The 11,642-nt window shown below is 73.2% G+C and carries 7 protein-coding genes; all 7 read right to left on the bottom strand.

Going from position 1 to position 11,642, the window contains the following annotated elements; all coding sequences use genetic code 11:
• Positions 1 to 96 precede the first annotated feature (96 nt).
• Complete coding sequence (locus AB0I32_RS15690; RefSeq protein WP_357507591.1) at positions 97 to 192, bottom strand: DUF2200 family protein; 96 nt, start codon at positions 190 to 192, stop codon at positions 97 to 99.
• A 111-nt stretch (positions 193 to 303) separates the two neighbouring features.
• Entirely contained in the window at positions 304 to 969 is a 666-nt protein-coding gene (locus tag AB0I32_RS15685; protein WP_357507506.1) for a BMP family ABC transporter substrate-binding protein, read from the bottom strand.
• The gene (locus tag AB0I32_RS15680; protein ID WP_357507504.1) at positions 966 to 2,093 is read right to left on the bottom strand and encodes a DUF916 domain-containing protein; all 1,128 of its coding nucleotides are present in this window, start codon (positions 2,091 to 2,093) and stop codon (positions 966 to 968) included. Before AB0I32_RS15680 ends, AB0I32_RS15685 begins: the two co-directional genes overlap by 4 nt.
• Positions 2,094 to 2,258: 165 nt before the next feature.
• Positions 2,259 to 4,691, bottom strand: coding sequence for a metallophosphoesterase family protein (locus AB0I32_RS15675; RefSeq protein WP_357507502.1), 2,433 nt, complete (start codon positions 4,689 to 4,691; stop codon positions 2,259 to 2,261).
• Between the two features lie 124 nt (positions 4,692 to 4,815).
• On the bottom strand, positions 4,816 to 6,048 hold the full coding sequence (locus AB0I32_RS15670; protein ID WP_357507500.1) for a HupE/UreJ family protein: 1,233 nt from the start codon (positions 6,046 to 6,048) through the stop codon (positions 4,816 to 4,818).
• Between the two features lie 127 nt (positions 6,049 to 6,175).
• Positions 6,176 to 7,144: a hypothetical protein gene (locus tag AB0I32_RS15665; protein ID WP_357507498.1), complete on the bottom strand. Its 969-nt coding sequence runs from the start codon at positions 7,142 to 7,144 to the stop codon at positions 6,176 to 6,178.
• 61 nt (positions 7,145 to 7,205) lie between these two features.
• Positions 7,206 to 11,642 carry an FtsK/SpoIIIE domain-containing protein gene (locus AB0I32_RS15660; protein ID WP_357507496.1) on the bottom strand — a complete coding sequence of 1,479 codons (4,437 nt, stop codon included), beginning with the start codon at positions 11,640 to 11,642 and terminating at the stop codon, positions 7,206 to 7,208.

Here is an 11,642-nt window from a genome sequence, read left to right as displayed (position 1 = left end):
GTGCGTCTATTATCTCGAACACTCGTGCGGTCTGCTGGGCGGATTTCAAATCTGTGGATAACCCTTGGCACCGCACGGACAGACTCGAAGCCCACCTCAATGTCGGCGATAGGCAGGCTCCCCGCCCCGCAGAATCGACTCCATCTTCTTGGCCCGTTCGAGCTCGTCGACCAGCTTGTCGAGGTAGCGGATCTTGCATCGGTGCCGCAGCGCCTCGATCCGGCGCCGACTCGGAGATGCCGCCCACCAGGAGCCTTGGCCCTCCTCTGACCTGGGGTGATCGTGATGGTCCCGGCCTTCGCCTCACTGGCCGAGGTCGATGACGATGCCCATCAGGTCGTGCAGCACGCTCGCGGCCCCAGCGCTCACGGCCTGGCCGGCACGCTCGGGGGTGACAGCGCCCGGGTCGGCGCCGCCGTTGCCCAGGCCGGTGCCCCGGAACTCGGCCCCCGGCCAGGTGACCGCCGTGACGTTGTGCGTGGGCTCCGGCAGCTGTGCGCCGACCACGAGAAAGTCCGTGTCCAGATACTGGGCGGTGATGAGGGAGAAGACGTCCACGACTCCGTCGCCCACGCCGACGACCAGGTCAGGATCGGCGGCGACGGCCTCATGGATGCGCTGCTCGACCTCGTCGTCGCTGCGGGCGGGCAGCACCGTCAGCCTCGTGCCGTGCGTGGCGGCATAACTCTTGACGGCGGCGGTCAGCGTCTCCGTCGTGGCCTCGCCGCCGCGCGCGATCAGGACCATCGTGTACCCGGCCGGCACGACGACGTCGTCCCAGCTGCCCGGGACGGGGCGGACGGTCGCCTCGGGGGCCGGTTCGTGCGCGGATCCGACGAACCGTGCCGCGAACCCGGTCAGGGGCGGCGGGCTCGCGGCGTCGCCCCCGGCGGCGTCCGGGGGCGCCCAGCACGCCGCCAGCACGAGCGCTACACCGAGCGCGGCGAGGCTCGCCGTCGTCCGCCTCACGGGCTGACCGCCTCGGGCTGCTCGGCGCCGGCACCTGCGGTCGCCTCCCGCTCCGCCAGCGCCTCCCGCTCCGCCAACGCCTGCTCGACGGCGGCCCGCACCCGCGCGTCCTCCCGCTGCGCACGGGTCCGGCGTCGGTGCACGATCAGCACGACCGCGGCCACGAGCAGCACCAGGAGCGCCAGCGGCAGCCACGGCACCGCCCACCCGGAGGTGCTCACCTCGACGGGTGCGACGCCCGGCGTCGTGCCGGCGACCTCGGGCAGCTCGGCCACGAGCACGGCGTCGGCACTCACCCGGAACAGGGGCACGACGCCGGAGACCACCACCGACACGGGCCACGACTCCCCCGGCAGGAGCTCGGGGACGTCGTCGGCCTCGGCCGTGGCGCGGAACCACCCGAACGGCCCGGCCACGCCCACCGTCTGGTGCGCGGCGACGCGCACGTTGCCGTCGTTGCGCACGGTGTAGGTGACGGTCGCGTCCCCGGCCCCGAACGGGTTGAGGTTCTGGTGGTACTCGACGTGCTGGTCGGTGACCGTCAGGCCCGGGGCGAGGTCGCCCGCGACCCGCAGGTAGACGCGGACGCCGGAGCGGGTCTCGTAGTCGAGGCCCGCCTCCTGGGCGGTCACGGTGCGCGAGGTGAGGATCGCTCCGGCGTGGTCCCCGGGGGTCGCGTCGTCCGGCACCCGGAGCGTGAAGGGCACGTCGGCGCTCTTGCCCGGCGCCAGCCGTACCCGGTCGACGCCTGGCACCAGCCAGGAACCCACCTCTGCCGAGTCTGTGTCCCGGGTCAGGACGTCGAGCTGCCCGGAGGTGGTCGTGTAGCCGTCGGCAGCGTAGATGTCGAGCTCGAGCGTGCCCTCGCCGTGGTTGGTGACCACGAGCTCGTCGGTCAGCGTGACGCCCGGGTCCACCGTGTAGCGAAAGTTCTCCCGGTCGGCGCCGTGGTCGTTGGTCGCGGTGCGCACGCCCCAGGTGACGTCGTCGGTGGGGGCCGCGGTCGCGGTGACGGCGGGTGCGGTGGCGCCAGGTCCGGCGGCGGCAGGTCCCGCAACCGCCGTCGCGAGGGCGGTGAGCAGGAGCGCGACGACGGCGCGGGAGCGAGTGACGGCGACGGGCATGGGGCTTCCTTCGGGGGTTCGTGCGCGGTGGTGCAGGTGAGCAGCGGCGAACCGTTGGTCGAGCGCGCCGAGAGACCGGTCAGAGGCCTCGACGAGCTCGACCAACGGCCGTGCGGACCGGGCGAGCGGCGCTCGGGGTACGAGCACCGCCCGCCCGGCCATGGGTCAGCTCAGCGCGGTCAGCGTGAGCGTGGCCCGGTAGGTCCCGTCGGTGACGTCGACGGGAATCTTCAGGTCGAGGTCGGCACCGAGCAGCGCCGAACCGGCCGCGTGGCCCACCTCGGCGTGACCGAGGGTCGACGACTGCGACAGGCCCGGCCCGCCGCCGAACCCGGACGTGATCCGGGCGCCGGCGAGGGCTTCCCCGCCCGCCTCGATGAGGCTCGGCTGCCAGCCGAGGAACCGGCCGGAGAACGACTTCCCGTTCGACGTGAAGTCGCCCACCTGGGCGGACATCGCCCACTGCGGGCTGCCGCGGCGCGTGTCGGTCACCCGGATCGGGTTGATCGAGCCGTCGGCGGCGTAGTGGTCACCGGCGGCCTCTGCGGTGCCGAGGTCGACCAGCGTGTTGGCGCCGTCGATGCTCCAGACGAACTCGCCCGGGGCCCCCTTCGGTACCACGACCTGCAGGCGCTGGGTGTTCGGGTCGACCGGCCTGGCGATGGTCACCTGGTCGACGACGGAGTTCACCGGGCGGTCGGCGTCCTTGGCCTCGGACCGGATGGTCTTGACCGAGATCGCGTCGTCCGTGACCTCCACGGCCGTGTAGTTGCGCACGTTCTCCTGGTTGAAGGCCGAGAGCCACCACGAGCCGGCCGCGTTGGCCGAGTAGTACTTCGAGCCGGACGCCGAGTTCGCCGTCAGGTAGAGCACGCCGCCGGGACCCGGGGTGAGCACGTCGGCGCCCGCCTCCTCTGCGGGGTCGGCCTTCTCGCCGTTGCGGATCAGGTACGAGCGGGCGTAGCTGTGGTCGTGGCCCTGGAGCACCAGGTCCACACCAACGGAGGAGAAGAGCGTGGGCCACTGGTTGCGGCGGTCGATCACGTCACCGTCGGTGGCGTGCGGGCCCACCGAGTAGATCGAGTGGTGGAACGACACGACCTTCCACTTCGCCTCGTCGCCGTGCTCCGCGATCACGTCGCGCACGAACCGCTCGTGCGACGCGTAGTCGCGGCTGTTGGAGTTGAGGTTGAGGAACAGCACGTCCTTGTAGACGAACCAGTAGTCGCCGCCGGAGCTCGTGCCGGTACCGGGACCCGCCGTCTGGTCGAGGTTCGGCGTGTTGAAGTGCTGGCTGTACGCCTTGTTGCCGACGTCGTGGTTGCCGTTGTTCGCCACGAACGGGATCTCGCGCAGGTGGTCGGTCGACAGAAAGGCCTCGTACTGCGCCTCGCTGCCCGCCGCCTCCACCTGGTCGCCCGCCGAGAAGAGCATCTCGGCCTGCGGGTAGGCCTGCGTGGCGACGTCGAGCGTGTCGATCCAGCCCTCGGTGTCGCGCGGCACGTTCCCGGACGAGCCGAGCTGCGGGTCGCCGAAGAACAGGAAGTCGAAGGCGCCGTCGAAGCCGCGCGTACGGAACGTGTGCTCGGCGGACCAGGCGCCGTCGGTGCCCACGCGGTAGGTGTACGCCGTGTCGGCCTCGAGACCGGTGAACGTCGCGTGGCGGTAGAACTCGCCGCTCGACGAGGGACCACCGGTCGCGGCCACGCTGATCGCGTCGTCCGGGAACACGCCGCCCACGACCTCGCCCGCGGGCGCGATCTGGGCCACCTGCTCGGTGTCGGTGTCCGCGTACCAGGCGAGGTTGCGCTCGGCCTCGGTCGCCCCGATGCCGAGCACGAGGTCCGAGACTGTGGTCGTGGGCTCCTCGTCCGGCGTCTCGACGGGAACCAGCGACTTGAGGGCCAGGTACACGTCGGAGCTGTTCGCCCGGTCGTTGTACAGGGCGATCGCCAGCGTGTTGACTCCCGCGCGCAGCACGTCCGCCGGCACGGCGAACTGCTGGTCGACCGGGTTGCCGGCGCTGGCGCCCGCGTACGTCAGGTTCTTCTGCGCGTCCGGCACCGCCTCGACCCGCTCGTCGACGAAGCCGGCCACCTTGGTGCCGTTGACGAAGATCTGCACGGCGTCGTCGAAGGTCACGTCACCGCGCAGCGACGCGATGCGCTCGAGCTGGTCCTCCGTCACGTCGAACGTGGTGCGCAGGTGATAGGTGGGGACGGCCACCTTGGTCGCGGCCGCCGGGTCCACGTAGTGCGCCAGCACCGAGGTCACGGGGAACCCGGAGCCGAGGTCCGGCGTCGGCGAGCCGTTCTTGGCACCGAACGGGCCGGTGCCGCTCTTCCAGGCCGTGTCGTCGAAGCCCGCGCGGGTCCACGTGAGCCGGTCGGCACCGCCGGCGGCGGGGTCGGTGTTGGTGTCCGAGTACTTCCAGGCGGTCGTGCTGCCCAGGAAGGTCTCGGGCAGGTCCGCGGCACCTGCCGACGTCGCGGCGTACGTCAGACCGCCCGCGACGACGGAGACGAGCCCCAGCGCCACGACGGCCGAACGCCCCCAGCCGCGCAGGTGCGCAGCCGGGGAATGAGCATTCGCTTGCATGAATCCTCCAGGAACGGGGCGCCAGGCGGCGCCGGGCCGACTGTTGCCCCGGAATACGAATCGCGCCCGACGGCTGGATGAGCGCCGGATGAACAGAAGCCCCGGCGGCGGGTGATCTTCCGGCTCACTCCAGCCCGAGCAGGCGCTGGCCGAACCAGAAGAGCCCGACCAGCGCCACGCCGGCCGCGATGGCCGCACCCGCCCAGAGCGCCGTCCGGGGTGCGCGGCGGCGCAGGAGGGTCAGCAGCGGGAAGACGACGGCGATGATCCCGAGCTGCACCACCTCGATGCCCACGTTGAACACCAGGAGGGAGCCGAGCAGGGTCCACGAGAACGGCTCGTCGATGCCGAGCGCCCCGGCGAACCCGAGCCCGTGCACCAGCCCGAAGGCGAAGACGACCGCGAGCCGGAACCAGTCCGCCCGGCCGAGCGCGAGGCGCCCGGCGCGCGTCGGCTCGAGCACGCCGTCGTGGGCGTCCGGCCGGCGACGCCACAGGCCCCACACGTGCCAGGCCGACACGACGGCGATCGACAGCGCGATGACGGGCTCGACGACGGCGGCCGGCGCGCTGACCAGGCCGAGCGCCGCCAGCATGAACGTCACGGAGTGCGCCACGGTGAACGAGGTGGCGGCGAGCACCACGTCGCGCAGGCGCCGGGAGCCCACGATGAGTGCGACGAGGAACAGGATGTGGTCCGCGCCCGACAGCAGGTGCTCGGCCCCCAGCGCGAAGAAGTGGCCCATGCGCTCGTACCAGGGCTGGATCGTCGAGAACGAGGGCGTGTGCTGGGTGAGCGCCGCGCTGCCTGCGACTCCGTCGAGCTCGTAGTCGAGGATCGTCGTCGTGCCGGTGACGTAGCCCTCCTCGTCGCCGAAGAGCGTGCTGCGCACCTCGTAGTCGACGGGCGGCGCGTCCGGCTCCGTGCCGGGGACGGCCGCACAGGCGTGGTCGAGCACCAGCACCGCGTAGGGCACGCCCTCGCGCTCCTCGACGCGGAACTCGCCGAACTGCCCCGGGGCGCACACCTCGCCGTCGGCGGTCACCTCGAAGCGGCCGGTGACGTACCCGAGCACGGTGTCCGCGTGGGCGGCCAGCGCCGTCGGCTCGTCGCCGGTCTCCCAGACGGCCATGCCCTCGTCGAAGAAGGCACGGTCGTCCTGGTTCTCGGCGGCGGAGACGACGAGCAGGTCGTACTCGAGGCCCAGCTCGGTGCGCACGACGCCCGGCTGCGGGGTCGAGGCGTCGGCGTAGACGGTGGACGTGAACCCGTGCGCGTCCGCGGGCACGGCCAGGCCGGGCAGGAGGACGAGGACTGTCAGAGCGGACAGTGCCGCGAGGGTGGTGAGGCGACGCATGCGCCGAACACTCCCCCACCGGCATGAACGCGCCACGAACGGTCGGCGAACCGATGCCTCGGGCCGGGGTCCGGAGCGGGCGAGGTTTCCGAGGGGTCATCGTCCGCGGCAGCCTCACCCCCAGAAGTCACCGCCCGCGGGCAGCCCGGCGACGGCGGCGGGCCTCGGCGGCGCGTTCGACGGCGTCGTCGAGCTCGTCCTCGACCGCAGCCAGGTCGGCGCGGGCCTCGTCCGCAGCCTCCCGGGCCTCCCCCAGCGCCTGACGTGCGGCGTCCCGCTCCGCGGTGAGGCGTTCGAGCTCCTGGTCGAGGCGCTCCACCTCGTCCTGGCCGTGCTCGACGGCGGCGTCGGCGGTCCGGATCCGCTCGCGGACCTCGTCGCGGCGCTCCTCCAGCTCGTCGACGTGCGCCGAGGTCTCGTCGACCGCCCGCTCCGCGGCCGTCAGGTCCGTCTCGGCGGACGCCGCGTCCGGGCCCGCAGCGTCTTCGCCGTCCGGACCGTCCTCGCCGTCCGCCCCGTCCTCAGCGCCGGGGCCGCCCCCGGCACCGTCCCCGTCCCGCACGACGTGCAGCGCGACGAGCTCGGCCTCCTCGCCCTGCTCGTCCACGATCCCGAACCCGACGTGCTGCAGCGCACGCGAGACGCGTCCGGCCCGCACGACCGCGGCGGCGTCCGGGTCCATCACGGCCGCCGTCAGGGTCTCGGTCAGGCGGTCCAGCACCGCGGACGACACGGTGCGCCCGCCCACCTCGCCCGCCTCCCGGACGGTACGGACCAGCGCCTCGGTGCGTTCCCGCCGCAGGTGGTCCAGGGCCCGGATGCGGCCGCGGTCGCGGTCCTGGGTGGCGGACCGCAGCTCGTCGCCGAGGTCCGCGAGCGCCCCGATCTCCTCGGGGTGGTCCCGCGCCACGCGGTTGATCACCCAGGCCGCGACCGACGGTTTGGGCAGGCGTTTGACCCGCTCGGCGCTCAGCCGGTCGCCGCCGTCCGCGATCTGGCGGACGGCGGCGTCGCGGGCGGCGATGAACTCCTCGAGCGGCCGGGCGTAGAGCGCGTCGATGACCGCGTCGAGGTCTGTCGGCTCGTGCGCTGGCACGGTCCTACGGTGGCACGACGGTGGGCGAACCGCCCACCGCCACGCGGACCGGAGCGAACCCCTACAGCGTCGGCACCAGCACCGTCATCAGCTCCCCCGACCCGAGGTGCACCAGCGCCTTGCCCGGGGTGACCTGGGTCGCCACGGCGGAACGCGGCAGGCTCGCGCCCACCAGGTCGCCGTCGAACCGGTCCTGCGGGCTGAGCAGCGCGCCTCGCCGGCTCTTCTTGACGTCGACCTGCCAGCCGGAGAAGCCGCTCGCCACCTCGGAGGCGTCGCCGCCGAGGATCAGCCCGCGGCGGTTGTCGGGGGCCGTGCGCAGGTAGGCCCGCAGCCAGGTCTTCGCCGGGGCGTCGGCCAGGAGCTCGCCGTCGTCCACGACCAGCACCACCGGGGTACCGTCCGGGTCGAGGTGCGGCGCCAGCTCCTCCTCCGTGATCTCCGCGCCGGTGAGCACGGCGCGCACGCCGTCGCGGCCCTCGAAGTCGCGCAGGACGCTCGGCCGGGGCGCGAGGATCACCACCTGGGTGCCGCCGCGCAGCAGCGACTCGGTCATGACCGCCAGCAGCGTGGACCGCCCCGACTTGGACGGGCCGCCCACCAGGAACGCGGGCGCGTCCCCCGCGAGGTCCATGCCGAACGCCGTCAGGTCGTCGCCGCCCACACCGAGCAGCGCCCACATCGGCTGAGCCGCCTCCGGGCCGACGTACTGGTAGGCCGCGTCGACGGTGATCGTCGAGGGCAGGTCGTCCACGCGGAACGGACCCGTCCCGGGCACCACGTCCTCGCGCTCCCGGATCTCGGCCGCCATCCGGCGGGCGGCGCCTGTCTGGGCGCGGCCCGACGGGTCGTCGCCGAGGATCGCCACCTGCACCTCGAGCCCGCTGCCCGACCGGAACGCCCGACCGGGCAGGATCTCCTCGGGCAGCTTCTTGTGGTTGATGCCGACCATCCCGTAGTCGAACCGGTCGGTCAGCCGCAGCACGAGGGAGTCGTCGGTCAGCACGCTCATCCGGCTGGAGAGCAGGCTGCGGTCGCCGGCGACCAGGAGGTGGATGCCCGCGCTCGCGCCGTCGCGCAGCAGCTCCTGGACGATCTCGACGAGCTTGCCGCTGTCGACCTCGCCGTAGGTGCTCATGAAGCTCTCCCAGCGGTCGATCAGCACGAGCACGCGCGGCAGCCCGGTGCCGGGGTCGGCGAGCTCACGCTGCTCCGTGACGCTCGCGAAGTTGCCCGCCGCGAGCACCTGCTGGCGCCGCCCTAGCTCGGCCTGCAGGCGCGTGAGCAGGCGTTTGGCCCGCTCGGCCTGCCCGCGCTGCACGACGGCGCCCGTGTGCGGCAGCTCGTTCAGCACCGTCAGTGCGCCGTTGCCGCAGTCGAGCGCGTACAGGTGCAGGTCGGCCACGGGCATGCTGTGCGCCGCGGCGAACGCCACGGTGCGCAGCGTCGTCGAGCGGCCGCTGCCCGGGGCGCCGATCACGTACCGGTGCCCGAAGTCGTCGAGGTCGATCAGGGCGGGGCCCTGGCGCTGGTCCGCGGGCGAGTCCTCCAGCGCCCAGGCGAACTGCGACCGGGCGGTCGGCTGTACCAGTCCGTCGAAGGAGAGCAGGTCCGGGAGCGCCGGCAGCCACGGCCGCCGCGGTGCGGGCCACCCGCCCAGCTTTGCGGTCTCGCGCAGGGTCTCGACGAGTGCGGCGAGGTCGGTCTCGACGTTCTCCTGCCGCTTCGCGCGGGGCCGGCTCGGCGGCGGGGCACCGAGGTCGGCCACCGACACCCGTGCGACGAACGGCGGGTCGACCTGGCCGAGGTCGGTCAGCGAGAGCCGCCGTCCGCCCACGCGGGCGGACTGGAACGGGATCAGCGACGTGCTCCCGAGCCGGGCGTAGGCCCGGCCGGGCTGCGACTTGGTGATGTCCGCCGCCTCGTTCGCGTCGATGACGTCCTTGGACTCGCTCTTGTCCGTCATCCGCAGGGCGACGCGCAGGTTCGTGTTGGCGCGGATCTCCGGGGAGATGACGCCGGACGGACGCTGCGTCGCGAGGATCAGGTGGATGCCGAGCGAGCGGCCCCGTTGGGCGATGTTGACCAGCCCGGCGACGAAGTCGGGCAGCTCGCGGGCCATCGAGGCGAACTCGTCGATGACGATCATCAGGCGCGGCAGCGTGGGTCCCACGTACCCCCGCCCTTGGGCGTCGAGGTAGTCCTCCAGATCCTTGGCCCCTGCGGCGGCGAGGATGTGCTCGCGGAAGGTGAGCTCGGCACGCAGCGAGTCGAGCGCCCGTTCCACCAGGTGGGAGTCGAGGTCGGTGACCATGCCGACGGTGTGCGGCAGCTGCTCGCACTGGCTGAACGCGGCGCCACCCTTGTAGTCGACGAGCACGAAGTTCATGGTCTCTGGCGTGTTCACCACCGCGAGCGACGCGACGACGGTCTGCAGGAACTCCGACTTGCCCGAACCCGTGGTGCCGCCCACGAGGGCGTGCGGCCCGTCGCGCACCATGTCGAGCGTGAACGGCCCGTCCAGCGACACTCCCACGACGGCGGCGGTGCTGCCCTTTCCGCCGCTGTCGATCATGCGCCACCGGGCCACCATCTGCTCGGCGTCGAGCTCCTCGATGCCGAGCACCTCGACGAGCCGCGCCGAGTCGGGGATGAGCCCCTCGCCCTCGGCGGCGGTCACGTCGTGCACCGCGGCGACGGCGCGGGCGACGGGCTCGTACCAGTCGTCCTGCACCTCGTCGACCAGCACGGACCGCAGGTCGTCGGCGTCCTGCCGACGCAGCGTCATGCCGCCGTCCACGCGCGCGAGCGCCACGACCGTGCACTCCTCGGGCAGCAGCTGCTCGTCGCCGTCCAGGCAGACGACGCTCACGCCGACGCCCGGACCGTCGCGCAGGATGGAGACGACGCCGGGCAGCGCGCGCAGCCGGCGGGCGCCGTCGAGCACCACGACCACCTGCGGACCGGACATGAGCTTGTTGCTCGATCCCTCCATGGCGGCGCGACGCTGCGTGATCAGCGAGTTCACCTCGGCGACGCGGGCCGACAAGGTGTCCGTGGTGGTCCCGATCAGCGCAACGGCCTCCTGGCCGAACGACGGGCGCACGTGCGGCAGCCATGCCGCCCAGGCCCAGGCCTGGACGTGCTCGGAGCTGGTCAGCACGTAGACCTGGACGTCGCGCGGGCTCTGCAGCACACCGAGCTGGCCCACCATCCAGCGTGCCCGACGGCGCGGCCAGTCCCCCGGGCCGGCCAGGCCGACCACGCCGGCCTCCTTGAGCGGCACCGTGACCGGCACGGACCGCACGGTCGCACGGGTCTTGCGGCGGTGCTCGGGCTCGGCGCTGTCCTCGACCTCGACCCGGCTGGTCGCGTCCGCCAGCCCGAGCCGCACCGTGAGGTGGTCCCCGTCGGTGCTGCGGCGCTCCCAGAGCCGGCGCGTCGGCGTGGTCGCGATGAGCCGCAGCTCGGCAGCCCCGGGGCTGGAGACCCGGCGCCGGTGCTGCTCGCGGCGTACGGCGTCCAGCACCTCCTCCTCCAGTGCCGCCCGCTCCTCGGCGTGCTGCTTGAGGCGCTCCTTGTGCGTGGTCACGCCGTTGCGCTTCTGCATCCACCAGTTGCCCCAGCCCATCAGCGGCGAGGCCAGCGCGAACATCAGGTAGAACGGCGACCGGAACACGATCGCCATCACGATGCCCAGCACCGCGGGCATGGCCATGCCGAGCCACGGCAGCGGGTTCCGCGCGGGCGGGATCGGCTCGGCGGGCAGGCGGAAGTGCGTGGCAGGCATGGGCGGCAGCAGCCGCGGCGGCCGGTTGTAGTCCAGGTGCCCCGGCTCCTTGGCCGGGCGCAGGTCGGCGTCGGGCCGCGTGGCCGGCTGGACCGTCAGCACGCTCGGGTCGATCCGCAGCTGCGTACCGACCGCCCACGGCGCCTCGTCCTCGCCCAGCGGCTCCTCCAGCCGGTCCAGGTGGATCGCGTGGCCCGCGGAACGCGGGTCCGGCAGACGTCGCACCCGCACCCCGCCGTCCAGCGCGACGACGACCACCACGGCGGGCCGCCCGCCCTCGCGCGGCTCGTCCACCCGGATACGACCGTCCGGTCCGACCTGCAGCACCGACTCGCCGACGCCGAGCCGGACCACCGAGCCCGCGCCCGTGCCGCCCGTGACGCACAGGTCGACCGGACCGCCCAGGACGCCGCCCCGCAGATCCGGCTCGCCGAACGTGACGACGGCGCCGTCCCGGATCCCCGACGCCGCGACGAGCATGCCGGCCGCGGGACCGCCGCCGTCCTGCCCTGAACGATCTGACACCGGACGGTCCTGCACGCCGCCGTCCCACACGGGCCGGCCGTCGACGTACATCGTGCTGCCCCTCGGCGCACCGACCTCGGCGGCCAGGCGCTCGGCCAGGTCCGCGGTGCTGGTGCGTTCGTCCAGGTCGAGGGACAGGAGCGCCTCACGCGCCCCGTGCCGCGTGGTGATCAGTGCGTGCAT

The organism is Promicromonospora sp. NPDC050249, from assembly GCF_040656015.1.
Lineage (GTDB): Bacteria > Actinomycetota > Actinomycetes > Actinomycetales > Cellulomonadaceae > Promicromonospora.
The sequence above is the reverse complement of the archived record's forward strand: the minus strand, read 5'-3'. Positions and strand labels throughout refer to the sequence as shown.

Coding starts and splice junctions, on each gene's coding strand:
- AB0I32_RS15680 (WP_357507504.1), bottom strand. CDS start 2,093: ATGCCCGTCGCCGTCACTCGCTCCCGCGCCGTCGTCGCGCTCCTGCTC.
- AB0I32_RS15675 (WP_357507502.1), bottom strand. CDS start 4,691: ATGCAAGCGAATGCTCATTCCCCGGCTGCGCACCTGCGCGGCTGGGGG.
- AB0I32_RS15670 (WP_357507500.1), bottom strand. CDS start 6,048: ATGCGTCGCCTCACCACCCTCGCGGCACTGTCCGCTCTGACAGTCCTC.
- AB0I32_RS15660 (WP_357507496.1), bottom strand. CDS start 11,642: ATGCACGCACTGATCACCACGCGGCACGGGGCGCGTGAGGCGCTCCTG.